19 protein-coding genes and 1 tRNA gene are annotated in these 24,179 nt (G+C 63.1%); 16 read left to right on the top strand and 4 right to left on the bottom strand.

The window, feature by feature from the left end; all coding sequences use genetic code 11:
* Positions 1 to 39: 39 nt before the first annotated feature.
* The 10 genes from bamB to BM136_RS08475 all read left to right on the top strand — a co-directional run bounded on the left by bamB (position 40) and on the right by BM136_RS08475 (position 10,604).
* Positions 40 to 1,218 (top strand): outer membrane protein assembly factor BamB, encoded by a 1,179-nt coding sequence (gene bamB, locus BM136_RS08520; RefSeq protein WP_092971456.1) that lies wholly within the window; start codon positions 40 to 42, stop codon positions 1,216 to 1,218.
* Between the two features lie 195 nt (positions 1,219 to 1,413).
* On the top strand, positions 1,414 to 2,757 hold the full coding sequence (der, locus tag BM136_RS08515) for a ribosome biogenesis GTPase Der (protein ID WP_024975961.1): 1,344 nt from the start codon (positions 1,414 to 1,416) through the stop codon (positions 2,755 to 2,757).
* A 297-nt stretch (positions 2,758 to 3,054) separates the two neighbouring features.
* On the top strand, positions 3,055 to 3,294 hold the full coding sequence (hfq, locus tag BM136_RS08510) for an RNA chaperone Hfq (RefSeq protein WP_004626316.1): 240 nt from the start codon (positions 3,055 to 3,057) through the stop codon (positions 3,292 to 3,294).
* A gap of 73 nt (positions 3,295 to 3,367) precedes the next feature.
* Positions 3,368 to 4,621 (top strand): GTPase HflX, encoded by a 1,254-nt coding sequence (gene hflX / locus BM136_RS08505; protein WP_092971455.1) that lies wholly within the window; start codon positions 3,368 to 3,370, stop codon positions 4,619 to 4,621.
* Between the two features lie 55 nt (positions 4,622 to 4,676).
* On the top strand, positions 4,677 to 6,053 hold the full coding sequence (hflK, locus tag BM136_RS08500; protein ID WP_092971454.1) for an FtsH protease activity modulator HflK: 1,377 nt from the start codon (positions 4,677 to 4,679) through the stop codon (positions 6,051 to 6,053).
* A 12-nt stretch (positions 6,054 to 6,065) separates the two neighbouring features.
* Positions 6,066 to 6,980 (top strand): protease modulator HflC, encoded by a 915-nt coding sequence (hflC, locus tag BM136_RS08495; protein ID WP_092971453.1) that lies wholly within the window; start codon positions 6,066 to 6,068, stop codon positions 6,978 to 6,980.
* 76 nt (positions 6,981 to 7,056) lie between these two features.
* Positions 7,057 to 7,257, top strand: a complete 201-nt coding sequence (locus tag BM136_RS08490) for a DUF2065 domain-containing protein (protein ID WP_092971452.1) — start codon at positions 7,057 to 7,059, stop codon at positions 7,255 to 7,257.
* Positions 7,258 to 7,315: 58 nt separating this feature from the next.
* Positions 7,316 to 8,479: an ATP phosphoribosyltransferase regulatory subunit gene (locus BM136_RS08485; RefSeq protein WP_092971451.1), complete on the top strand. Its 1,164-nt coding sequence runs from the start codon at positions 7,316 to 7,318 to the stop codon at positions 8,477 to 8,479.
* A gap of 95 nt (positions 8,480 to 8,574) precedes the next feature.
* A complete protein-coding gene (locus tag BM136_RS08480; protein ID WP_092971450.1) occupies positions 8,575 to 9,915 on the top strand; it encodes an adenylosuccinate synthase in 1,341 nt (446 codons plus the stop codon).
* Positions 9,916 to 10,031: 116 nt separating this feature from the next.
* Entirely contained in the window at positions 10,032 to 10,604 is a 573-nt protein-coding gene (locus BM136_RS08475) for a phosphoribosyltransferase (protein ID WP_092971449.1), read from the top strand.
* Positions 10,605 to 10,975: 371 nt separating this feature from the next.
* Here BM136_RS08475 and BM136_RS08470 read toward each other — a convergent pair.
* Positions 10,976 to 11,060, bottom strand: a tRNA-Leu gene (locus BM136_RS08470).
* A 70-nt stretch (positions 11,061 to 11,130) separates the two neighbouring features.
* On the opposite strand from BM136_RS08470, the gene rnr reads away from it, so the two are divergent.
* The 3 genes from rnr to BM136_RS08455 are packed head-to-tail and all read left to right on the top strand — an operon-like array spanning position 11,131 to position 15,266.
* Complete coding sequence (gene rnr / locus BM136_RS08465) at positions 11,131 to 13,725, top strand: ribonuclease R (protein ID WP_092971448.1); 2,595 nt, start codon at positions 11,131 to 11,133, stop codon at positions 13,723 to 13,725.
* 39 nt (positions 13,726 to 13,764) lie between these two features.
* The gene (rlmB, locus tag BM136_RS08460) at positions 13,765 to 14,517 is read left to right on the top strand and encodes a 23S rRNA (guanosine(2251)-2'-O)-methyltransferase RlmB (RefSeq protein ID WP_092971447.1); all 753 of its coding nucleotides are present in this window, start codon (positions 13,765 to 13,767) and stop codon (positions 14,515 to 14,517) included.
* Positions 14,517 to 15,266 (top strand): SIR2 family NAD-dependent protein deacylase, encoded by a 750-nt coding sequence (locus tag BM136_RS08455; protein ID WP_092971446.1) that lies wholly within the window; start codon positions 14,517 to 14,519, stop codon positions 15,264 to 15,266. Before rlmB ends, BM136_RS08455 begins: the two co-directional genes overlap by 1 nt.
* Before the next feature lie 15 nt (positions 15,267 to 15,281).
* On the opposite strand, the gene tal is transcribed toward BM136_RS08455, so the two are convergent.
* Complete coding sequence (tal, locus tag BM136_RS08450; protein ID WP_092971445.1) at positions 15,282 to 16,241, bottom strand: transaldolase; 960 nt, start codon at positions 16,239 to 16,241, stop codon at positions 15,282 to 15,284.
* Positions 16,242 to 16,391: 150 nt separating this feature from the next.
* Between tal and rpiA the strand changes: the two genes are divergently transcribed.
* Positions 16,392 to 17,078 carry a ribose-5-phosphate isomerase RpiA gene (gene rpiA, locus BM136_RS08445; RefSeq protein WP_024975950.1) on the top strand — a complete coding sequence of 229 codons (687 nt, stop codon included), beginning with the start codon at positions 16,392 to 16,394 and terminating at the stop codon, positions 17,076 to 17,078.
* A gap of 141 nt (positions 17,079 to 17,219) precedes the next feature.
* Here the strand turns inward: rpiA and BM136_RS08440 are convergent, their stop codons facing one another.
* Both BM136_RS08440 and argA read right to left on the bottom strand, forming a co-directional pair.
* Entirely contained in the window at positions 17,220 to 17,495 is a 276-nt protein-coding gene (locus BM136_RS08440; protein ID WP_092971444.1) for an oxidative damage protection protein, read from the bottom strand.
* 107 nt (positions 17,496 to 17,602) lie between these two features.
* Complete coding sequence (gene argA, locus BM136_RS08435) at positions 17,603 to 19,000, bottom strand: amino-acid N-acetyltransferase (protein WP_024975949.1); 1,398 nt, start codon at positions 18,998 to 19,000, stop codon at positions 17,603 to 17,605.
* A gap of 71 nt (positions 19,001 to 19,071) precedes the next feature.
* Between argA and hrpA the strand changes: the two genes are divergently transcribed.
* Both hrpA and BM136_RS08425 read left to right on the top strand, forming a co-directional pair.
* Entirely contained in the window at positions 19,072 to 23,064 is a 3,993-nt protein-coding gene (gene hrpA / locus BM136_RS08430; RefSeq protein WP_092971443.1) for an ATP-dependent RNA helicase HrpA, read from the top strand.
* Positions 23,065 to 23,179: 115 nt separating this feature from the next.
* Positions 23,180 to 24,175 carry a YVTN family beta-propeller repeat protein gene (locus BM136_RS08425; RefSeq protein ID WP_092971442.1) on the top strand — a complete coding sequence of 332 codons (996 nt, stop codon included), beginning with the start codon at positions 23,180 to 23,182 and terminating at the stop codon, positions 24,173 to 24,175.
* Positions 24,176 to 24,179: the final 4 nt, after the last annotated feature.

Below are 24,179 nucleotides of genomic sequence, written 5' to 3'. Positions count from 1 at the left end.
CCGGTGCAATTCAACGCATAACAAAAGGATCCCGATTTCATGATTCACGCACTTGAGCAGGGTGGTGTCGCGCGCGGTGTTGCACAGGCGGCACGCGTGGCAGTGCTGGCACTGGCAGCGACGGCTGTCCTCGGCGGTTGCTCGCTGTTCAGCAGCAAGAACAAGCATGAGCCGGCCAAGCTGAAGGACGTTCAGCAGGTGCTGGCCGTGCGCCAGGTGTGGAGCGTGAGCGTCGGCAAGAGCGGCCGCTACGTGATGCAGCCAGCGGTGGCAGGCAACAATGTCTACGTGTCGGCTGCCGGCGGTACCGTGACCGCCCTGGATGGCGCCACCGGTCGGGCAGTCTGGCAAGGCAAGGCGGACGTGGACCTCACCTCCGGCCCAGGCAGCGACGGCACGCTGACGGCGGTGGCAGGTGAGAAGGGCGCGGTCATCGCGTTCGACGAAAAGGGCGCGCAGAAGTGGAAGATCGCCGTCAACGGTGAAGTTCTGACAGCGCCGCTGGTGGGCCAGGGATTGGTGATCGTTCGCACGACTGATGGCCGCGTCCTGGGTCTGGACCCCAGCAACGGTGAACGCAAGTGGATTTATCAGCGTTCTCCGTCGGCACTGAACCTGCGTAGCAGTCTGCCGATGATTTTCGCCGGCGATAACATCGTCCTCGGTTTTGCCGGTGGCAAACTCGGTGCGCTGTCGGCCAGCAATGGCGCGTTGCGCTGGGAAGCTGCCGTGTCGTATCCGCGTGGTGTATCGGAAATCGAGCGCCTGAACGATGTGACCGGTGCACCGTCGATCAACGGTTCGCAAGTCTGTGCGGCCAGCTTCCAGGGGCGCGTGGCTTGTTTTGATCTGAGCACCGGCGCTCCGCGCTGGGGTCGTGATTTCTCGTCGCCGACCGGTGTGACGCAGGATGATGACGGGCTGTTCGCGGCGGACGAGAAGTCGGTGGTCCACGGTTTTAACGCACAAAACGGTGCCGATCTCTGGAAGAACGACGCACTGCTGTGGCGCGACCTCGGTACGCCGCTGGCGTTTGGCCGTGCGGTCATCGTGGGCGATTCCGAAGGTTGGCTGCACTTCCTATCACGTGACGACGGCAAGTTCGTCGCCCGCGTGAAAACCGACAGCAGTGCCATTGGCGCAGCACCCGTAGTGGTTGGCCAGACGCTGGTCGTGCAAACCCGCGGTGGCGGCGTTTACGGCTATCTGCCGAAATAACATCGGCCGCCTCGGCCCGGATGGGCTGCGGCGGTACACGCATCACATCGGGGCGGCCTCGCCGCTTTGAACTTGCGCCCGCGTACCCCGCGGGCGTCTTGCATCTGTGTCGTCAGGCATTCAGCCGTGCAGATGCCAACCGCAGTTGCAACACTCAGAATTTGCCGTGGCGCCTTTCGCGTGCGGCACACAAGCATGAAACCAGTCATTGCCCTCGTAGGGCGGCCGAATGTCGGCAAATCGACCCTCTTCAACCGTCTGACGCGCTCGCGTGACGCGTTGGTCGCGGATATCCCTGGCCTGACGCGCGATCGCCACTACGGCGAAGGCCGCGTGGGCGACCGTCCGTTCATTGCCATCGATACGGGCGGCTTCGAACCCGTCGCCAAGGACGGCATCGTTGCGGAGATGGCGAAGCAGACGCGCCAGGCCGTGGTCGAGGCCGATGTCGTGATCTTCATTGTCGATGGTCGTCTGGGCTTGGCGCCGCAGGATCGTGTGATTGCCGACTACCTGCGCAAAACCGGGCGCCGCATCCTCCTGGCCGTCAATAAGGCCGAAGGCATGCGCTACACCGCCGTCGCCAGCGATTTCTATGAGCTTGGTCTGGGCGACCCGGCCGCCATCTCGGCCGCGCACGGCGATGGGGTCAACGACCTTGTGGCCGAGGCGCTGGATCTGGCCTTTGCCGAGCGCCCTGAGCTTGCCGAGGCAGCCGACGCACACAACCATGGCACCCGTATCGCCATCGTTGGCCGCCCGAACGTAGGCAAGTCGACGCTCGTGAACGCGCTGATTGGCGAAGAGCGTGTGATCGCGTTCGATATGCCGGGCACCACGCGCGACGCCATCTATGTGGATTTCGAGCGTAACGGCAAGCCTTACACGCTCATCGATACGGCCGGCTTGCGCAAGCGTGGCAAGGTGTTCGAGGCGATCGAGAAGTTCTCGGTGGTGAAGACGCTGCAGTCCATTGCAGATGCCAACGTGGTTGTGCTGATCCTCGACGCGCAGCAGGACATTTCCGATCAGGATGCACATATCGCCGGGTTCATCGTCGAGTCTGGGCGCGCGCTGGTGATCGGCGTGAACAAGTGGGATGGTCTGACCGGCCATGCTCGTGATCGGATCAAGCACGATATGGAGCGCAAGCTGCAGTTCCTGTCGTTTGCCAACGTGCATTACATCTCGGCCAAGGAGCGCACGGGCATTGGTGCGCTGATGAAGTCTGTGGACGCCGCTTACGCAGCTGCCATGGTCAAGCTGCCGACACCCAAGCTCACGCGCGTGCTGATGGAGGCAGTTGAGTATCAGCAGCCGCGTCGTGCCGGCGTCTCGCGCCCGAAGCTGCGCTACGCGCACCAGGGCGGTTCCAACCCGCCGATTGTGGTGATTCACGGCAACGCGCTGTCGAATATCCCCGAGACCTATCGCCGTTTCCTGGAGGGGCGTTTCCGCGAGGCCTTCCAACTGAAAGGCACGCCGCTTCGGATCGAATTTCGTACGAACAAAAACCCGTACGCTCAATCGAACGATTGAGCGTATGGGCGGTGCTCGACAACGGGGGCGTGTGACGCGGGGGCATTCGAACGGGGGATCACCAAAATGGCCGAGCCATTTCATATGGCGGGGTCATCGGTTTTCCGTTTGCTTTCCCTGATTTCTAAGGCTAAATTCTCGAGACATGGCGCTTGGTGTCTGCAAACCCAGGCGCCATTGGCGTCATTTGGACGCGTCTGGCCGACTCTTTTGACGAACTTTTTTTGCGTCGCCTGCTTGAACCCGGGCTTCCTAGCCCCATAACCCATCACTAAACCTATAAATCTGGAGTGTGCCATGAGCAACAAAGGGCAATTGCTACAAGACCCGTTTCTGAATGCGCTGCGTAAGGAGCATGTGCCGGTGTCGATCTACCTCGTCAACGGTATCAAGCTGCAAGGCAACATCGAGTCGTTCGACCAATACGTCGTGCTCCTGCGTAACACCGTGACGCAGATGGTGTACAAGCATGCGATCTCCACCGTGGTGCCGGCCCGTGCCGTGAATTTCCGCGTGGACGAAGCGCCTGACGCCTGATTCTGCCTCGCTCCCGCCGCCGTCCGCGCGGCGGGACGCACCCACCCCCGTTTCTCCCTTCTCTATTTCCCGTTTGGCATCCCATCCCACCTCCAGCTCGGAGCCGACGCGCGCTATTTTGGTCGCCGTCGATTTTGGCAAACATGATTTCCAGGAAAGTCTGAGTGAACTGGCACTGCTAGCCTCCACAGCCGGCTCTGAACCTGTGCGCTCGGTTACGGGCAAGCGTTCCCGGCCTGATGCAGCGCTATTCATCGGCGCGGGCAAGGCGGAAGAGGTGAGGATTGCCGCAGACGAGGAAGACGCGGAAATCGTCATCTTCAACCACGCGCTGAGTCCTGCTCAGCAGCGTAACCTCGAGCGTTTTTTCGGGCGCCACGTGGTGGACCGGACCGGCCTCATCCTCGATATTTTCAGCCAGCGCGCCCAAAGCCACGTCGGCAAGGTGCAGGTGGAACTTGCGCGCGTGCGATATCAGGCAGCACGTCTCGTGCGGGCGTGGAGCCATTTGGAGCGCCAGAAGGGCGGCGTGGGCCTGCGCGGCGGCCCGGGCGAGCGTCAGCTCGAACTGGATCGCCGGATGCTGGACGAACGCGCCAAGCGGCTGTCGTCCGAGTTGGACAAACTGCAACGTCAGCATGACACACAGCGCCGTTCGCGCAGCCGCAACGACGCGTTTTCTGTCTCCCTGGTCGGCTACACCAACGCCGGCAAATCGACGCTGTTCAATGCGCTGACCAAGGCACGCGCGTACGCGGCCAACCAATTGTTCGCCACGCTGGATACGACCTCCCGCCGGCTGTACCTGGAAGGGCTGGGCAATGTGGTGTTGTCGGATACTGTCGGCTTCATCCGCGATTTGCCGACGCAACTGGTGGCGGCTTTCCGCGCCACGCTGGAAGAGACCGTCCACGCCGACGTGCTGCTGCATGTGGTGGACGCCGCCAGCACCGTCAAGCATGAGCAGATGGAGCAGGTCGATCGCGTGCTAGATGAAATCAACGCCAGCGGTATCCCGCAGATTCTTGTGATGAACAAGATCGACGCGGCGGAGGAGCTGCGTGCGGCTGGCCCTCGCATTGAGCGCGACGAAACCGGCGCCGTACGGCGTGTGTTCGTTTCTGCCATCGAAGGTACCGGGCTCGATTTATTGCGGGAGGCGCTGGTCGAGACGGCAATCCGCCTGCGTGAGCACCCCGCGCCGCATGACGGCGATTTCGATCCGCGCTTCGATACCCGCCGTGATTCGCTGCCGGCGCACCGTGACGAACTGTCGCAAAGCTTGCCGAACAGCGGTTCTTCAGCCAAAGGTGACGAAGAGGGCTGATAGAATGCCCCGTTACTCCTTCGCAGTCAGACAATCAGGACAAGCCCGACCGCTCATGCCCGAGATTTCGACCCAGTCTTCTTCCATGGCCTCGCCGCGTCACGCGCGAGGTTTGTGGCACCGCTTGCGTGTGCTGCTTTCGCTGAACGATCCGCGCTGGGGTCGCGGCGATGACAACAACGCCGAGCGCGAAGACAAAGACGAACCGAAACGTCAAAGCAAACCGCCCCAGGATGGCCCCCCGGACCTCGACGAGTTGTGGCGCGACTTCAATCGTCGTCTGAACAACCTGTTCGGTCGCAAGGACAGCGGTAACGGTAACGACGGCCCCACGCCGCTGCGTCCGGGTAACGGCCGCGGTGGTTCGGGCCTGGGCGTCGGCGTGCTGCTGGCGGTGCTCGTCGGCCTGTGGCTGGCCAGTGGCTTCTTCATCGTGCAGGAAGGCCAGACGGGCGTGATCCTGCAGTTCGGCCGCTTCAAGTATCTGGCAACGCCGGGTATCAACTGGCGCCTGCCGTATCCGATCGAATCGCACGAGATCGTGAACCTGTCGGGTGTGCGCACGCTTGAAATCGGTCGGACTACCCAGATCAAGGACACGAACCTGAAAGACTCGTCGATGCTCACACAAGACGAGAACATCGTCGACGTACGGTTCTCGGTTCAATACAACATTGCCAACCCGGTCGACTACCTGTTCTACAACCGTACGGACCGCGGCGGCGATGAAGAACTGGTGACGCAGGCGGCCGAGACGTCGGTGCGCGAGATCGTCGGCCGCAACAAGATGGACGCGGTGTTGTACGAAGGGCGCGATGCCGTTGGCCGCAACCTGGCCGAGTCGATTCAACGCATCTTGTCGGCATATAAGACCGGCATCCGAATCCTTAGCGTCAACGTACAGAGCGTGCAGCCACCCGAGCAGGTCCAGGCCGCGTTCGACGACGTGACCAAGGCGGGCCAGGACCGCGAGCGTGCTATCTCCGAAGGCCAGGCTTATGCCAACGACGTGGTGCCGCGCGCCAAGGGTACGGCCGCACGTCTGGGTGAAGAGGCGCAGGGCTACAAGGCGCGAGTCATCGCACGTGCGGAAGGCGATGCGGCCCGCTTTGCCTCGGTGCAGCGTGAATACGCGAAGGCGCCGCAGGTCACGCGCGACCGTATCTATCTGGAAACCATGCAGGACATTTACGCCAACTCAACTAAGGTGATGGTCGACCAGAGCAACGGCAGCCTGTTGTATTTGCCGCTGGACAAGCTGATCGCGCAGACGCAGGGCGATACATCGCGTCCCGCTGTCGCGCCTGGTGCGTCGCCTCAGGACAGCGGTTCGGCGCAGGGCGTGCCGACTCCCTCCAATCCGTCACCGGCCAATGACGCAGACTCGCGTTCGCGCGAAGCACTGCGCAACCGTGACCGCGATTCGCGCTAACAGGAGGGCACTATGAATCGTCTGATTTCTGCCTTCGTGGCGCTGGTCATTGCCCTGGCGGTGTTTTCGTCGGTGGTGTTCGTGGTGGACCAGCGGCAGTACGCCGTGGTGTTCGCCTTTGGTGAGATCAAGCAGGTCATCAAAGAACCGGGCCTGCACTTCAAGCTCCCGCCGCCGCTGCAGAACGTGGTGTTCATGGATAAGCGCCTGCAGACCATCGATGTGGCCGGCGCTGATCGCTTCATCACAGCAGAGAAGAAGAACTTGCTGGTCGACTGGTTTGTAAAGTGGCGTGTATCTGACCCGCGTCTGTTCTACGTGAGCTTCAAGGGCGATAACCGCCTCGCGCAAGACAGCATGACGCAGAAGATCAACTCCATCGCTCGCGATGAGTTTGCGCGCCGCACCGTTTCTGACGTGGTCTCGACGGATCGTGAAGCCGTGATGCAGAGCATCCTCAAAGGCGTGCAGGAGTACGGCAAGTCTGTCGGCGTAGACATTATCGATGTACGCCTGAAGCGGGTGGACTTGCTGGCTAGTGTGACCGAATCGGTCTATCGCCGCATGGAAGCCGAGCGCAAGCGCGTGGCCAACGAGCTGCGTTCGACCGGTGCTGCAGAGGGCGAAAAAATCCGTGCCGATGCCGATCGTCAGCGCGAAGTCGTCCTGGCGGATGCCTACCGCGATGCGCAGAAGATCAAAGGTGAAGGCGATGCCCGTGCCGCGGACATTTACGCCGATGCGTTCGGCCGCGATCCGCAGTTCGCCGCATTCTGGCGCTCGATGGAGGCGTATCGCGCGTCGTTCCGTGATCGGAAGGACGTGATGGTGCTGCAGCCGAACAGCGATTTCTTCAAATACATGCGCAGCCCGAACGGCGGCAGCTCGACGCCAGCGCCGGCTGCCCAGACGGGGCGCCATCGCTAGTACAATGCGTCGCTGATCATTTGAGGCGGACAAACCCCGGCTTGCCGGGGTTTTGTTCGTTCGCCAACCGCATCCCATGGAAGAGTCACTCCCCACCGTTTTGCTGGCAGCGTGCGCGCTGGTGCTCGTATTCGAGGGCATCCTGCCGTTCGTGGCGCCGCGGGCTTGGCGACGCGCCTTCCAGACCTTGATCGAGCTGCCGGACGAGAAGCTTCGCGTGATTGGTCTGGTGTCGATGGCGATCGGGCTGATCCTTCTGCGGTTGTTGCATCGCTAGCCCACTTCCTGCGTTTTTACGAATTTCTGCCGTACCAAGACTCCCGAGCGAGACCGCCATGCCGACCAATTGGCTGCTACCTGAATCCATTGCTGATGTGCTGCCTTCTGAGGCGCGCAAGATTGAAGAGTTGCGCCGCCGCATGCTCGACCTGTTCCGCACTTACGGCTACGAACTGGTCATGCCCCCGATGCTGGAATACATCGAGTCGCTGCTCTCGGGCACCGGTCACGATCTGGACCTGAAGACGTTCAAGCTGGTCGACCAACTTTCGGGCCGCACCATCGGTCTGCGCGCGGACATCACGCCGCAAGTCGCTCGTATCGATGCGCACTTGCTGAACCGTGCTGGCGTGACGCGTCTATGCTATGCGGGATCGGTATTGCATACACGCCCGAGTGGATTTCACGTCACGCGTGAGCCGCTGCAGATTGGGGCCGAAATCTATGGCCATGCCGGCCTGGAAGCCGATCTGGAAATTCAGGAGTTAATGCTCGCCGCGCTGTCGGCCGCTGGTCTGGCGGATGTGCGCCTGGACCTTTGCCACGTTGGGGTGGTCGCGGCGTTGCTGGAGCAATCGCCGGTTGCCGTCCGCATTCAGGATGACCTCTTCACGGCGCTCGCCGCCAAAGATGTCCCCGCTTTGCGTGCTATTACGGGCGACTTGCCGCCGACACAGCGCGACGCCATCAACCTGTTGCCGGCACTGTACGGCGGTGTCGATGTGCTGGACCGTGCGCGTAAGCAGTTGCCCGCGCTGCCCGCCATCGGGCGTGCGCTGGACGATTTGGCTACGTTGGCCGAGCGCGCAGGCGGTGCAACCGTCAACATCGATTTGGCCGACCTGCGCGGCTACCACTACCACAGTGGTGTGATGTTCACTGCCTATGTGGCCGGTGTGCCGAATGCCGTGGCGCGTGGCGGCCGGTATGACAAGGTCGGAGAGGCTTTCGGCCGTGCTCGCCCGGCGACCGGTTTTTCGCTGGACCTGCGCGAGGTCGCCGGCATTTCGCCGGTGGAAGCGCGCGCCGCTGCCATCCACGCGCCGTGGTCTGGTGATGCCAAGCTGCGCGAAGCGATTGCCGCGCTGCGCGCCGCGGGCGAAATTGTCATCCAGTCGCTGCCGGGCCACCCGGAAGATCTGGAGGAGTTTGCCTACGACAGGCAACTTGTCGAAGAGGGCGGTCGCTGGATCGTCAAGCCCCGCAACGCTTCGGTCTGAGGTTGTTGCATAACGTTGTGTAAATACCCGGTAATTTCAGGGAAGGCCCTGGCAACAAGGGTAGAATACGTTTTTAACCCATCTGCAAATTCAACATGTCCGCACCAGCAGTGAGCCAAGGACGCAATGTCGTCGTCATCGGCACCCAGTGGGGTGACGAAGGTAAAGGGAAAATCGTCGATTGGCTGACCGATCATGCGCAAGGCGTGGTTCGTTTCCAGGGCGGACATAACGCAGGCCATACCCTCATCATCGGCGGCAAGAAGACGATTCTGCGTCTGATCCCGTCGGGCATCATGCGCGATGGCGTCGCGTGTTACATCGGCAACGGTGTCGTGCTCTCGCCTGAGGCGCTGTTCAAAGAAATCGACGAGTTGGAATCGGCCGGCGTGCAGGTGCAGAACCGCCTGCGCATTTCGGAAGCAACCAATCTGATCCTGCCGTACCACGTGGCCATCGACAAGGCGCGCGAAGCCAAGCGCGGCGCCGCCAAGATCGGCACCACCGGTCGCGGTATCGGCCCGGCATACGAAGACAAGGTGGCCCGCCGCGGGCTGCGCGTGCAGGACCTGTTCGACCCGGCATACTTTGCCGAGCGTCTGCGCGAAAATCTGGACTTCCACAACTTTGTTCTGACGCAGTACCTGAATCACCCGGCGCTGGACTTCCAGCAAACCCTGGACGAGATGCTGTCGTATGCAGGCCGCATTGCTCCGATGGTGACGGATGTGTCGGCCGAACTGTTTGCCGCCAACGCAGCCGGCAAGAATTTGATGTTCGAAGGCGCACAGGGCACGTTGCTCGATATCGACCACGGTACTTATCCGTTCGTCACGTCGAGCAACTGCGTGGCAGGCAATGCCGCCGCGGGTGCTGGCGTCGGCCCGGGTCAACTGCATTACATCCTTGGCATCACCAAAGCGTATTGCACGCGCGTGGGCTCGGGCCCGTTCCCGAGCGAGCTGTACGACGCGGACAACCCGGCGCGCCAAGATCCGATCGGCGTGCGCCTGGCCAATGTCGGCAAGGAATTCGGCTCGGTTACGGGGCGGCCGCGTCGCACGGGCTGGCTGGACGCCGCCGCTCTGCGTCGTGCGATCCAGATCAACGGCGTGTCGGGCCTCTGCATGACCAAGCTCGATGTGCTGGATGGCTTGGAAACCCTCAAGCTGTGCGTCGGCTACATGCTTGATGGCAAGGAAATCGACATCCTGCCGCGTGGCTCCGATGCCGTGGCGCGGTGCCAGCCGATCTACGAAGAATTCCCCGGCTGGAACACCTCGACCTTCGGTCTGAAGGAGTGGGATGCGCTGCCCGAGACCGCTCAGGCTTATCTGAAGCGCGTCGAAGAAGTGGCTGGTATTCCGATCGCTATGATCTCGACCGGCCCTGATCGCGACGAGACCATCCTGCTGCGCCACCCCTACAAGGACTGATGCGCTGCTCGCAGATTCGCCCGGTGATTCGCCGGGCGAATTTGCATGGAGCGCCGTTTTTCATAGAACACGATAGCGGCCACTCGCGCCGCATTCACGATACGACGAGGTACACCATGAACCAGCCGATCAACGACGACTCGCATCTGTGGGTGTCGTGGGATGACTACCACGGCCTGATTGAGCGCTTGGCGCTCGTCGTGCACGAGTCGGGCTGGAAGTTTGACAAGATTCTGTGCTTGGCGCGCGGCGGCTTGCGTGTTGGCGATCAGCTTTCGCGCATCTACGATCTGCCGTTGGCCATCCTAGCGACCAGCAGCTATCGCGAAGCCGCTGGCACGCAGCAGGGCGATCTCGACATCGCGCAATACATCACGATGACCCGCGGCGAGTTGTCGGGCCGCGTGCTGTTGGTGGATGATCTGGTGGATTCGGGCATCACGCTGGAGCGCGTTGGGCGTCACCTGAAAGAGCGCTATCCGGCCGTGACCGACGTGCGTACCGCTGTGCTGTGGCACAAGGGGTGCTCGAAGATCAAGCCTGACTATGCTGTTCAGTTCCTGCCGACCAACCCCTGGATCCATCAGCCATTCGAGGAATACGATACGCTGCGCCCGCATAACTTGGCGGCGTGGATCAAGCGCGGCAAGTCACGTTCGGCCGGCAACGGTGAAGTGCCGAGCGTTTAAGGCGTTGGTCGATCGCGTCGAGGTGTGAATGGAGTGGCGTGTGCGGCTTGCGTCGTGCGTGCCACTTCGGTAACCTGCTGTCACGGGCTGCAACATTGGCCCGAAACCCGCGTACGGATTGGCTTTGCAGGAATTAGCCAATGCGAGCTGCGCGGTTGATCGAAGCGTGGTGTGTCTTTATGGATGCGCCGGGCTTCGAGCCCACCCAGCGTTTGGGCGGTGAGACCGGAGCCCCGGCCTCGGCCCTGGCGCGAGAGCCAAGACACAATGCACGTCGCCCTTCGCGGAATGTCGCATCAGCAACCAAGCAACAGCAATCTGGCCGCGGAAAAGAAAAACGGCGCAACTTGCGTTGCGCCGTTCCTAAACTCTGGTGCCCAGGAGAGGACTCGAACCTCCACGGAGTTACCCGCTAGTACCTGAAACTAGTGCGTCTACCAATTCCGCCACCTGGGCAGGTGTGCGTGTACCGAAGCTGTAATTATTACGGGATCCTGCGATCCTGTCAACACTCTAGAAGAAAAAATTGAATCAACCGACTTATCCGATCCCGAGCCGCGAGGAAATCCTCGGTGTGCTGCGCACGTCGGGGTCTCCGCTGTCTGCCACCGACATTGCCAAGGCGCTGTCGGTCACGCGCAAGGAGCATGACGGCTTTATCAAGCGTCTGACCGCCATGGAGCGGGATGGTCAGATCGAACTCAACCGCAAGGGGCGCTACGAATTGGCGCACCAGCCCAATTTTATCGAGGGCCGCGTGATCGGCCATCGCGACGGCTTCGGCTTCTTCGTGCGCGATGACGGCGAGCCCGATATCTTCCTGCCCGAACGCGAGATGCAGAAGGCCATGCACGGTGACCGCGCCCTGGTGCGTGCCGTCGGCTACGACCGCCGCGGGCGCTCGGAAGGGCAGATCGTCGAGATCCTGCAAAGGGCCAACAAGCGCGTCATTGGCAGGTTGCTGTCCGAAAGCGGCACGCTGGTTGTGGCGCCTGAAGACAAGCGCCTCGGCCGCGACATCCTGATCGCCCCGAAGGGGCAGGGCAAGGCCAAGGTCGGCCAAGTAGTAAGCGTTGAGATCCTGGAATATCCGGACCGCTACGTACAACCGATTGGCCGCGTGGTCGAAGTGCTGGGTGAGATTGACGACCCTGGCATGGAGATCGAGATTGCCGTGCGCAAGTACGGCGTGCCGCACGAGTTTTCCGAGCCGACGCAACGCGAGGCGGAAGCGCTGCCCGACGTGGTCCGCGATGCTGATCTGGCCGGTCGCATCGACTTGCGCGATGTGTCGCTCGTCACCATCGACGGCGAAGACGCACGTGACTTCGATGACGCTGTCTACGCGGAGCCCGTCAAGATCGGCCGCAGCAAGGGCTGGCGCCTGATTGTGGCAATTGCCGACGTGTCGCATTACGTGCGGCCTGGGCATCCGCTGGATGCGGACGCCATTGATCGCGCGACTTCGGTCTATTTCCCGCGCCGCGTGATTCCGATGCTGCCGGAGAAGCTCTCCAACGGCTTGTGCTCGTTGAACCCGGAAGTGGACCGCCTGTGCATGGTCTGCGATGCGGTGATCACTGCCAAGGGTGAGATCAAGGCTTATCAGTTCTATCCGGCGGTGATGCACTCGAAGGCGCGCCTGACCTACAACGAGGTCTGGGCGATTCTGTCGAACGTGAAGGGCCCGGAAGCGGCCAAGCGGGCGCCGCTGGTGCCGCATCTGCAAGACCTGTACGAGCTGTATCAGACGCTGCTCAAGGCGCGCCGCGAGCGTGGCGCGATCGACTTCGACACCACCGAGACGTACATCGTCTGCAACGCGCAGGGCAAGATCGAGCAGATCCTGCCGCGCACCCGCAACGACGCACATCGGCTGATCGAGGAGTGCATGCTGACGGCCAACGTCTGTGCGGCCGAGATGCTCGAGAAATACAAGCACCCGGCGCTGTACCGCGTTCACGCAGGCCCGACCGAAGAAAAGCTGCAGGCGCTGCGTGCGTTCCTGAAAACCAGCGGCTTGACGCTGGGCGGCGGTGACAAGCCGCAGGCGGCCGATTACGCCGAACTGATGGAGAAGGTGGCCGCGCGTCCTGATGCACCGATGCTGCAGACCATGCTGCTGCGCTCGATGCAGCAGGCGGTCTACAGCCCGGACAACATCGGCCACTTTGGCCTGGCGTATCCGGCGTATGCGCATTTCACGAGCCCGATCCGCCGCTACCCGGACTTGCTGGTGCATCGCTCCATCAAAGCGATCCTGCACCGCACGCGTTACGTGCCGGCGCTGGCACCAGGCGTGCAGTTGAATAGCGCGCTGTCGCCCAAGGCGCGTCGTTTGCAAGCCGAAGCCGAGAAAGGCGTGCCGGCAGCGGTTGTCAACAAGGCCAAGGCGGAAGCGATCTGGAATGAACTGGGCGTGCACTGTTCGGCCAACGAGCGTCGCGCCGATGAAGCCTCGCGCGACGTCGAAGCCTGGCTCAAGTGCTACTTCATGCGCGACAAGCTCGGCAACGAGTTCTCGGGTACCGTCAGCGCCGTCACCTCGTTCGGTATCTTCGTGCAGCTCGACGAGCTGTACGTGGAAGGCCTCGTGCACGTGACCGAGCTGGGCAGCGATTACTTCCAATACGACGAAGCCCGCAACGAACTGCGCGGAGAGCGCACGGGGATCCGTTATCGGTTGACTGATCGCGTGCGAGTGCAGTTGCTGCGCGTGGATCTGGATGCGCGGAAGATGGATTTCCGCCTGATCCAGGAGCCCTCAACCAAGGCGCTGCGCCCGGCCAAGGTGACCGGTGCGCCGGAAGCCGCGACCGCGCGTCAGTCCGCCGGGGCAACGCCGGCGCCCTCGGTTGGCCGCAAGAAGCCGCGCCAGTTGGCCGCATTGCTGGGCGGGACGGCCAAACCGGAGGAGTCGTTCGACGAGACGCTCGATCGCGTCATCGAAGAGCAGCCGGTGTTCGAGCCGGGTGGCCGTGCACTGCCCCCGGGGCATGCCCACGCCAAGCCAGCGCGCAAGAAGCAGCCGGCGCGCAGCACGAAGCCCAGGGGCGGCGCCAAGACCACCGCGCCGCGCAAGGCAGCAGGCAAGGCCCCGCGCAAGACCAAGGGGCGTTAAAGCGGGCGGGGAGCGTGGGCAGACGGGTACAATCGCGCCATGTCTAAATCCAAGCTCCTCATCGGCTTTCACGCCGTTACCGCCCGACTGCGCCACGGCGCCAAGTCGATCGACGAAATCTACTTCGAGGCCAACCGCCGCGACCGCCGCATGCAGGATTTCCTGAAAGCTGCGGAAGCAGCGGGCGTGCGCCTCATTCCTGCTGACGCCGACCGCTTGCGCGGGATTGCCGGCACCGATCGCCATCAGGGCGTGGTTGCCAAGGCAGAGTCGCTTTCGCTGGCGCTCAATCTGGATGAACTGCTCGACGGCATTGAAGGCACGCCGCTGCTGCTGGTGCTCGACGGTGTGACCGATCCGCATAATCTGGGCGCGTGCCTGCGCGTGGCCGATGCCGCTGGCGCGCACGCCGTGATTGCGCCGAAGGACCGCAGCGTTGGCATCAACACGACGGTCGCCAAGGTGGCCAGCGGCGCGGCCGAAACCGTCCCGTACATCACCGTGACCAACCTGGCGCGCACGCTGCGCGAGTTGCAGGAGCGCGGCGTATGGGTGATCGGCACGGCTGATGAAGCCGAACAGGGTCTCTACCAAGCCGACTTCAAAGGCCCCATTGCCATCGTGATGGGCGCCGAAGGCGAGGGCATGCGTCGCCTCACGCGCGAAACGTGCGACGCGCTGGTCAGCATTCCCATGGCGGGCAGCGTGGAAAGCCTGAACGTATCGGTGGCCAGCGGCGTGTGCCTGTTTGAAGCTGTGCGCCAGCGGGCAGCGGCACCTGCCAAGAAGTAATGCGCGTCGAACCCACGGCCACATCCGATGCGGCTGCATTGGCCCAGGCCCACGCATGGGTCGAGGCCGCCCAGCACGTTATGGTGCTGACGGGGGCTGGCGTCTCGGCTGAATCTGGCGTGCCCACGTTTCGTGATGCCTTGACCGGCCTGTGGTCGCGCTTCAACCCTGAAGACATGGCTACCGAGGCTGCATACCGCAAGCACCCCCGTATGGTGTGGGACTGGTATCAGGAGCGCCGCGAGCGCGTGCAGCAGGCGCAGCCGAATCCCGCCCATCTTGCGATTGCCGCGCTGGCCAAGCGCAAGACGGTGACGCTCGTCACGCAGAACGTCGATGGTTTGCATCAGCGCGCCGGCAGCGAAGGGGTGATCGAGCTGCACGGCAACCTGTTTGCTGACAAGTGGCTGGGTGGCTGCGGCAAATGCGATATCGCCACCGCCGAGCCGGGGCGCCCACCGCGTTGTGCGGCGTGTGGCGCGATGCTGCGCCCGGGCGTGGTGTGGTTTGGCGAGCCACTGCCGCTGGTAGCGAACTACCGCGCAGAAGAGGCCGCCAATACCTGCGACCTTTGTCTGGTGGTCGGCACATCCGGCATGGTGTATCCGGCGGCCGGGTTGCCGGGGTTGGCGCAGGACCACGGTGCCAAGGTGATTGTCGTGAATCCGGAACCGAGCGCCCTGGATGCAACGGCCGACTTGGTGATCCACCAGCCGGCGGGCGTGTGCCTGCCCGCCATGCTGGGATAAGACCCGGCTTTTTTCTTACGCCGCTGCGCGCAGCGGCTCAATCAGCGCTTCCAGCTTGATCGCGTCCGCCGCAAACAGGCGGATGCCTTCTGCCAGTTTTTCGGTGGCCATTGCGTCTGCATTCATGTGCCAGCGGAACGATTTCTCGTCGGCGGGCAGCCGCACGATATTGGCTGCGTTGGCGTTGTCGGGAGACAGCTTGCGCTCGACCGGCGCATCGGATTGCTGCAGCTGGGCGAGCAGATCCGGGCTGATGGTCAGGAGGTCGCAGCCAGCCAGTTCGACGATCTGCGAGATATTGCGGAAGCTCGCGCCCATGACCTCGGTGGGGTAGTCGAACTTCTTGTAGTAGTTGTAGATGCGCAGGACGGACTGCACGCCGGGGTCGTTCGCGCCGCCCTGCGCGACCGGATCCCAGTTGGCGCCGGCATCTTTTTTGTACCAGTCGTAGATGCGGCCGACGAAGGGCGAGATGAGCTGCACGCCTGCTTCTGCGCACGCCACCGCCTGGGCCAGCGAGAACAGCAGCGTCATGTTGCAGCGGATGCCTTCTGCACGGAGCTGATCCGCCGCGCGGATGCCTTCCCAAGTCGACGCGATCTTGATCAGCACGCGTTCGCGCGCCACGCCACGCGCCTCGTACAGCGCAATCAAATGCTTTGCCTTAGCGACCGTCGCCTCGGTGTCGAACGACAGGCGCGCATCGACTTCGGTCGACACGCGGCCGGGGATGATCGACAGGATCTCGCAGCCGAATGCCACGAGCACGGCATCGATGATGTCTTCCACACTGTCGCTGCGGGCGTCGCGCACGGCTTGCTCCAGCAGCGGGCGGTATTCGGCCTTTTGCACGGCCTTGAGGATCAGCGACGGATTGGTCGTTGCATCGTGCGGCGCGTAGGCGCGCATGGCCTGGAAATCGCCCGTGTCGGCGACGACGGTGGTGAACTGCTTGAGTTGATCGAGCTGAGTCATGAAGCGAGTCCGAAGTACGTTCCAGCGTTGCGCTGGAGGTGGAAAGGTGAATCGATTGTACTCCGCAGGTTTGGCTCCGCCAGCCGGCCGGGAGCCACCGCATTGATCCGGTACACTACCGGGTTTTCCGATTCCGACCGAGTGTTTGCGATGACGCAGGATGAACTGAAGGCGCTGGTGGCGCAGGCCGCAGCAGATTACGTATTGGCCAACGTGCCCGAGGGCGCCGTGCTGGGTGTCGGCACCGGCTCGACGGCCAACCTGTTCATCGACGCGATGGCGCCGCACAAGGCGCGCTTTGCCGGCGCGGTGTCCAGCTCCGAAGCTTCGACACGCCGCTTGCAGGGCCACGGCTTCACGGTGCTCGATTTGAACGAGGTCGATGCCATTCCCGTCTACGTGGACGGCGCTGACGAGATTGACGCCTCGGGCGCCATGATCAAGGGCGGCGGCGGTGCGCTCACGCGTGAAAAGATCGTTGCCTCGGTTGCCAGCGTGTTCGTCTGCATTGCTGACGGCAGCAAGCTCGTTGAGACGATGGGCGCATTCCCGCTGCCGGTGGAAGTGGTGCCCATGGCACGTGCCGCCGTGGCGCGCCAACTCGCTGCGCTGGGCGGCCAGCCGCGTCTGCGCATGACCAAGGAAGGCCAGATCTACAAGACCGATAACGGCAACGTGATCATCGATGTGGTGGGCCTGCGTATTGCCGATCCGAAGGGCCTCGAATCGATCGTCAATGATATTCCGGGTGTGGTGACGGTCGGCCTGTTTGCAAAGCGCGGCGCCAACGTGCTGCTGCTGGGTACTGAAGCGGGTGTGCAGCGGCGTGATTTCTGATCGCCAGGTGTTTCGCGTCGAAAAGCCGCTCGCGTAAATGGGCGGCTTTTTTTATGCTCGTTGCGGCACTTCGGATGAGCGTTGTCCAAACAAAAAGCCGTTCAGTTTGTGCTGAACGGCTTTTTTATTGGTAACGGCAAATCAGGCCGAGGGCGGTGGCACGTAGCCGGCAGCCTCGTCTGCGCCGTCGCCAAAGAAGTACTTCTCGGTTTGCTTGAGCAGGTACTGGCGTGCGCGCGAATCGGCCATGTTCAGACGGTTTTCGTTGATCAGCATGGTCTGGTGCTTGAGCCAGCCAGCCCAGGCTTCCTTCGAGACGTTTTGCCAGAGTTTCTTGCCCAGTTCGCCGGGCAGGGGCGGGAAGTCGAGACCTTCGGCTTCCTTGTTGAGCTTGACGCAGTGGACCATGCGGGCCATGGGGATTCCTCTTGTGTGGCGGGAGCGCCGCTCGAGCGCGACGCAGGTGCCGCTATTGTAAAGGCCGCGCGCCGCCGGGCTTGGATTCCACGACGCGCGCCAAGGGTTTAGAGCTTCTTCATCAGCACCATCGAGCGCCGCTGCCAGTTGTACAGCTTGCGGCGGTCTTCCGGCAGGTCATCCACGCTGGCGCGCACGAAGCCGCGCTTGAGGAACCAATGCTCCGTCCGCGTGGTGAGCACGAACAGGCGCTTGAGGCCCAGCGCACGGGCGCGCACTTCGGTGTGCTTGAGCAGGCGTTCGCCGTCGCCGGTGCCTTGGCTGTCTGGGGAGACGATCAGACAGGCCATTTCGGCCATGCCGTCTTTCGGGTACGGATACAGCGCCACGCAGCCAAAGATGATGCCGTCGTGCTCGATGACCGAGAAGTTGGCGATGTCGCGCTCCAGCAGCCGGCGTTCGCGCGGCACCAGCGTGCCGTCCGCCTCGAGCGGTTCGATGAGCGAGACGATGCCGCCCACGTCATCCAGCGTGGCCTCGCGCAGGTATTCCAGATCGGTGTGCGACACCATAGTGCCCACGCCGTCGTGCAGGAACAGTTCCAGCAGGATGCTGCCGTCCAGCGCGAACGGGATTACGTGCGCCCGGCGCACGCCGCCGCGCATCGCCTTGACGATGTGCTGCAGGTAATAGGCCGTGTCGTGCGACAGGCTACCGTCGCGCAGGCGCTCGATGGCTGTCTCCATCGACAGGTCCTGCTGCAGCTTGCCCACGCGGTCCATGATGCCGGGCAACTCCGTGATGAAGATGAGCTTGTCGGCCTTAAGCGCCGTGGCGGTGTTGGCGGCCACGTCTTCCATCGACAGGTTGAACGCCTGGCCCGTCGGCGAAAAGCCCAGCGGCGAGAGCAGCACGATCTTGCGGTTGGACAGGGAGTGCTGGATCGACTCCGCATCGATCTTGCGCACCAGCCCCGTGTGCTGGAAGTCCACGCCGTTGACGATGCCCACCGGGCGCGCCGTCACGAAGTTGCCGGATACCACCGACATGCGCGCGCCGGCCATCGGTGTGTTGGGCAGGCCCTGGCTGAAGGCCGCTTCGATATCCAGACGCAGTTCGCCGGAGGCTTCCTTGGCGGATTCCAGCGCGGCGGCGTCCGTCACGCGTACGCCATCCACGAACTGTGTTTTCACATTGCGCAGGGCAAGCTGTTCTTCCACCTGCGGGCGCGAGCCGTGCACCAGCACGATGCGCATTCCCATCGCATGCAACAGTGCGACGTCGTTGACGAGCGCGCCCAGCATGCCGGCCTGGACCAGCTCGCCGCCAAAGCCGATCACGAAGGTCTTGTCGCGGAAGGAGTGAATGTAAGGCGCCACCTCGCGCAGCCAATCCACAAACTGCTGCTGTTCGGGCGTGGGCGGAATTGGGGCGACGTCGACGGGGGCGGGCGTGTGCGCCGCCAGCGAAACGCCGGAGGCGGGGGCGGAGGAGCGAGCGGTCACGGACGGAGGAGGAAAAGCGGCACGGGGCGCGGGCCGGCGTAGGAAAGATGCGCGGATTATAATCCCGCCCGATGTCAGATTCCCACGCCCAGCCGCCCCGGCCAAGCCCGGCGGCGCCCTCCCAGAAATCGCCGAAAGACACGCCGCCGCCCGAGCGCAAGCCCGGTGGCAATGCTCGTCCGCAGCGCCGCCAAAAGCCCACGCCGGAAGAACTCGCCGCGGCGCTGGAGGCGCGCCGCGCACGAGCGAACCGCGTCCCGCCGATCACGTTTCCCGAAGCGCTGCCCGTGTCGGCTCGGCGCGACGAGATCGCTCAGGCCATCGCCGCTAATCAGGTGGTGATCGTCTCCGGCGAGACCGGCTCGGGCAAGACCACGCAGTTGCCGAAAATCTGCCTGTCGATCGGGCGGGGTATCGGCGCGGGCGGCACGGGGCTGATCGGGCATACGCAGCCCCGTCGGATTGCCGCGACGTCTACGGCCAAGCGCATCGCGCAGGAAATCGGCACGCCGGTGGGCGAGCATGTGGGCTTCCAGGTGCGCTTTAACGACACGCTCTCGGCGGGTGCGTCGGTCAAGCTGATGACCGACGGCATCTTGCTGGCCGAGACGCAGAACGATCCGCTGCTGCGCGCCTACGACACGATCATCATCGACGAGGCGCACGAACGCAGCCTCAACATCGACTTCCTGATCGGCTATCTCAAGCAGCTTCTGCCGCGCCGGCCCGACCTGAAGGTGATCATCACTTCGGCGACCATCGACGCGCAGCGGTTTGCCGAGCACTTCGCAGGCCCAAAGGGGCCAGCGCCAGTCATCGAAGTCAGCGGTCGGTTGTATCCGGTTGAGGTGCGCTACCGTCCGATTCAGCGCGACGAGAAGGACAAGGAGCGTGATCTCTACGAAGCGCTCGTCGATGCGGTGGATGAGCTTGCCCGCGAAGGCCCGGGCGACGTGCTCATCTTCCTGCCCGGCGAGCGCGAGATTCGCGAGGCTGCCGAGGCGCTGCGCAAGCACCATCCCGCGCATACCGAGATCCTGCCGCTGTTTGCGCGCTTGTCCGTGCAGGAGCAGGAGCGTGTGTTCCGGCCGTCCAACGCCCGGCGCATCGTGCTGGCGACGAACGTGGCCGAGACCTCGCTCACGGTGCCGGGCATTCGCTACGTTGTTGATACGGGGCTGGCGCGCGTGAAGCGCTATTCCTATCGCAACAAGGTCGAGCAACTGCAGATCGAGCCGGTGTCGCAGGCCGCGGCCAACCAGCGTGCCGGTCGATGCGGCCGGGTGGCCGACGGCGTTTGCATCCGCTTGTATGAAGAGGCGGATTTCATTGCGCGGCCGCGTTTCACCGATCCGGAAATCCTGCGTTCGTCGCTGGCGGCGGTCATCCTGCGCATGAAGGCGCTGCGGCTGACGGATGTCGAGCAGTTCCCCTTCATCGAGCCGCCGCTTGGCCGCGCAATTGCCGACGGCTACCAGCTCTTGCAAGAGCTCGGCGCCGTCGACGATGAAAATGCGTTGACTCCGCTGGGCAAGCAGGTCGCCCGCCTGCCGCTGGACCCCCGCGTAGCGCGGATGATTCTGGCCGGCCGCGACCACCAGTGCCTGCGCGAGATGCTGATCATCGCGAGCGCCTTGTCCGTGCAAGACCCGCGCGAGCGCCCGCAAGAACTCCAACAGCAGGCTGATCAGGCGCATCGCCAGTTTGCCGATGAGAAATCGGAGTTCCTCGGCTGGGTGAAGCTGTGGAAATGGTTTGAAGAGGCCATCGCGCACAAGAAGTCGAACAAACAATTGCAGGATCAGTGCCGCGCGCATTTCCTGTCGCATGTGCGGCTGCGTGAATGGCGCGACGTGCATTCGCAGTTGCATACCACGGTGGCGGAGCAGGGCTGGAAGCTCAACGAATCCGATCCGACGTATGAGCAGTTGCATCTGGCACTGTTGACGGGCTTGCTCGGCAACATCGGTGTGCGCATCGAAGAGGCGGATGGGAAAGGCCGGGAATACCTCGGCGCGCGTGGTATCAAGTTCTTCCTGTGGCCGGGTTCGGTCATTGCGCGCAAGGCGGGCAAGTGGGTCGTGGGTGGCGAACTGATCGAAACCAGCCGCCTGTTCGGTCGCACGCTGGCACGTATCGAGCCCGAATGGGTGGAGAAGGTCGGCGCGCATCTGTTGAAGGTGTCGTGGAGCGATCCGCACTGGGAAAAGAAGGCCGGGCAGGTGATGGCCTTTGAGCGTGGCACGCTGTACGGGCTGCCGGTCTATCAGCAGCGCCGCGTGCACTTCGGGCCGATGCAGCCGAAGGAAGCGCGCGAGATGTTCATCCGCCGCGCGCTGGTCGATGGCGAATTCGAAACGCGTCTGCCGTTCTTCACGCACAACCAGCGCCTGGTGCGCGAGATCGAAAACCTCGAACACAAGTCACGTCGACAAGACGTGCTGGTGGACGACGAGCTGATCTACGCGTTCTACGACAGCCAGATTCCGGCGGACATCTACAACACTGTCTCGTTCGAGCGCTGGTATGCCGAAGCCGCCAGCGCGGGCGGCAAGAGCGGCCAGAAGCTTTTGTACCTGAATCGCGATGACCTGATGCGGCATGAGGCGGCCGGCATCACGACCGAGCTGTTCCCGAAGATGCTGCCGATTGCCGGCATCGACATGGGCTTGACGTACCACTTCGAGCCCAGCAGCCCGCGCGATGGCGTGACGCTCACAGTGCCGCTGTACGCGCTCAACCAGGTGCCCGCGCAGCGTACCGAATGGCTGGTGCCGGGCATGCTCAAGGAGAAGGTGCATCTGCTCTTGAAAAGCCTGCCGCAGAAGCTGCGCCGCCACTGCGTGCCGCTGCCGGACTACGCCGCGGGGTTCGTCTCGCGCGTGCGGTTGGGGGATGGCGAGTTGCTGGACCGCTTGATCGCCGATGTGCGCGAGCAGACTGGCATCGCGCTCAAGCGTGCCGACTTCAAGCTCGAGACGCTGCCTGCGCATCACTTCATGAACTTCAAGGTGATCGACGAGCACGGTCGCCAGCTCGACATGGGGCGCAACCTGGCCCAGTTGCGGGCGGAACTCGGCGGCCGCGCGCAGCAGACATTCCAGTCGATCGCCGCGCAGGACGCTGCCGTGGCTGGAGCCCAGAACGAGGGCGCCAAGCCCGGCAAGGCAGGCAAGTCTGAAGCTCCGGCAAACGCCGCACTTTACTCGGGCCTGACCACGTGGAATTTCGGCGAGTTGCCGGAACTGCTGGAAGTTCGCAAAGGCAGCCAGACGCTGTTCGGCTATCCGGCGCTCGTCGATGCCGGTGACCACTGCGATGTGGAAGTCTTCGATGATCCGGCAGAAGCCACGCGCATCCATCACCTGGGCTTGCGGCGGTTGTTCGCAATCCAGCTGCGCGAGCCGTTGAAGTATCTGGAAAAGAACATCCCGGGCCTGTCGCAGATGGCAATCCAGTTCATGAACTTGGGCACGCAGGATGATCTGCGCGACCAGATCCTGAATGCCACGCTGGAGCGCGCCTGCCTGCAAGACCCGCTGCCGACCGATGACGCCAGCTTCGGTGCCCGCAAGGACGAAAGCCGTGCGCGCCTGACGTTGCTGGCGCAGGAAATTGCGCGGCTGGTTGGCGCCATCCTAGCCGAATATGCGCAACTGCCGCGCAAGCTGCAGATCGCCAAGCCATTTGCCGCCGCCACCGCCGATATCGACGCGCAGCTCAAGACGCTGATGCACAAACGCTTTATCGAGGCGACGCCGTATGCGCAGTTGGCGCACTTCCCGCGTTACCTGAAGGGCATCGCGCTGCGCATCGACAAGCTCAAGGCTGACCCGACGCGCGACACCCAGCGGATGCAGGAGATGGCGCCGCTCGTCCAGCAATATCAACGTGCGGAAAAAGCGTTGCGCGTGCAAGGGCAGGGCGGCAATGACCCGCGCATGGAGGAATTCCGCTGGATGCTGGAGGAGCTCCGCATCGCCCTGTTTGCACAGGAGCTGCGCACGCCGGTGCCGATGTCGGTCAAGCGGCTGCAGAAGGTGTGGGAATCGATGCAGCGATAGCTGCAATGCGTTGTTGGGAGCGGGGAAAGTTCCCGCTTTCTTTTTTTGATTTGTGTCAGCGACGGCGTAAATGCGAGCGTTAGAATGGCTGGCTAAGTTGCTGAATCTTCTCGATATGTCTGCCTTGCGCGCCTCGTTTGCCTCCCGTTGGTTTTCCACGCTTGTCCTCTCGGCCGCTGCTTTGATGGCAGCGCATGCGGCGCGTGCCGAAGTCGTCACCGTGCTCAACTCGGGCGACGCAAGCGTCTCTTTGATCGACAAAGACACCCGCAAGGTGCTGGAGACGTTCCCCATCGGCAAGGAGCCGCACCACCTGATCGCGACGCCTGACGAAAAGTCGTTGATCGTCGCCAACGCCGTCGGCAACGACCTCGTTTTCCTCGATCCCGTCACAGGCAAGATTCAGCAGCGCGTGCCGCGTATCGACGATCCGTACCAGATCGGCTTCTCGCCCGACCAGAAGTGGTTTCTGACCACGGGCAACCGTCTGGACCGCATCGACATTTACCGCTGGGACGGCCATGCGCTGACCATCGCCAAACAGATTCCAGCGGCCAAGACGCCCAGCCACATTGCCTTCACTGCCGACAGCAAGATCGCGTTCGTCACGGTGCAGGATTCCAACGAGGTGATGGCCATCGACCTGCCCACGCAGAACGTCATGTGGCGCATGACCATTGGCTCCGCGCCCGCCGGCGTGTGGGTGACGACCGATCAGAAATACCTGCTGGTTGGCATGACCGGCGCCGATTACGTCGAAGTGATCGACTGGCACAACCGCACCAGCGTCAAGCGCATCCCGACCGGCAAGGGCGCGCACAACTTCCGCGCGCTGGGTGACAAGCGCCACTTGTTCCTGTCGAACCGCGTGTCGGGCACGATCAGCATCATCGATCAGCAAACGCTGACCAAGGTGGGCGACATCACGGGCCTCCCGCCCGGCCCCGACGACATGGAGTTGACCGCCGACGGCAAGCAACTGTGGGTGACCTGCCGCTGGGCCAAGCGCGTGGCGATTGTCGACGTGGCAAGCCGCAAGGTGGTGGAAGAGATCAAGGTTGGGCGCTCGCCGCACGGTATTTACTTCCGCACGCGCGCTCCGCTGATTTGAGCGT

It is taken from the genome of Ralstonia sp. NFACC01 (assembly GCF_900115545.1).
GTDB classification, from domain to species: domain Bacteria; phylum Pseudomonadota; class Gammaproteobacteria; order Burkholderiales; family Burkholderiaceae; genus Ralstonia; species Ralstonia mojiangensis.
The sequence above is the reverse complement of the archived record's forward strand: the minus strand, read 5'-3'. Positions and strand labels throughout refer to the sequence as shown.

Excerpts from the sequence above, each read along its gene's own strand:
- bamB (WP_092971456.1), top strand. The coding sequence starts at position 40 with ATGATTCACGCACTTGAGCAGGGTGGTGTCGCGCGCGGTGTTGCACAG.
- der (WP_024975961.1), top strand. The coding sequence starts at position 1,414 with ATGAAACCAGTCATTGCCCTCGTAGGGCGGCCGAATGTCGGCAAATCG.
- hfq (WP_004626316.1), top strand. The coding sequence starts at position 3,055 with ATGAGCAACAAAGGGCAATTGCTACAAGACCCGTTTCTGAATGCGCTG.
- hflK (WP_092971454.1), top strand. The coding sequence starts at position 4,677 with ATGCCCGAGATTTCGACCCAGTCTTCTTCCATGGCCTCGCCGCGTCAC.
- hflC (WP_092971453.1), top strand. The coding sequence starts at position 6,066 with ATGAATCGTCTGATTTCTGCCTTCGTGGCGCTGGTCATTGCCCTGGCG.
- BM136_RS08490 (WP_092971452.1), top strand. The coding sequence starts at position 7,057 with ATGGAAGAGTCACTCCCCACCGTTTTGCTGGCAGCGTGCGCGCTGGTG.
- BM136_RS08485 (WP_092971451.1), top strand. The coding sequence starts at position 7,316 with ATGCCGACCAATTGGCTGCTACCTGAATCCATTGCTGATGTGCTGCCT.
- BM136_RS08480 (WP_092971450.1), top strand. The coding sequence starts at position 8,575 with ATGTCCGCACCAGCAGTGAGCCAAGGACGCAATGTCGTCGTCATCGGC.
- BM136_RS08475 (WP_092971449.1), top strand. The coding sequence starts at position 10,032 with ATGAACCAGCCGATCAACGACGACTCGCATCTGTGGGTGTCGTGGGAT.
- rlmB (WP_092971447.1), top strand. The coding sequence starts at position 13,765 with ATGTCTAAATCCAAGCTCCTCATCGGCTTTCACGCCGTTACCGCCCGA.
- BM136_RS08455 (WP_092971446.1), top strand. The coding sequence starts at position 14,517 with ATGCGCGTCGAACCCACGGCCACATCCGATGCGGCTGCATTGGCCCAG.
- tal (WP_092971445.1), bottom strand. The coding sequence starts at position 16,241 with ATGACTCAGCTCGATCAACTCAAGCAGTTCACCACCGTCGTCGCCGAC.
- rpiA (WP_024975950.1), top strand. The coding sequence starts at position 16,392 with ATGACGCAGGATGAACTGAAGGCGCTGGTGGCGCAGGCCGCAGCAGAT.
- BM136_RS08440 (WP_092971444.1), bottom strand. The coding sequence starts at position 17,495 with ATGGCCCGCATGGTCCACTGCGTCAAGCTCAACAAGGAAGCCGAAGGT.
- hrpA (WP_092971443.1), top strand. The coding sequence starts at position 19,072 with ATGTCAGATTCCCACGCCCAGCCGCCCCGGCCAAGCCCGGCGGCGCCC.
- BM136_RS08425 (WP_092971442.1), top strand. The coding sequence starts at position 23,180 with ATGTCTGCCTTGCGCGCCTCGTTTGCCTCCCGTTGGTTTTCCACGCTT.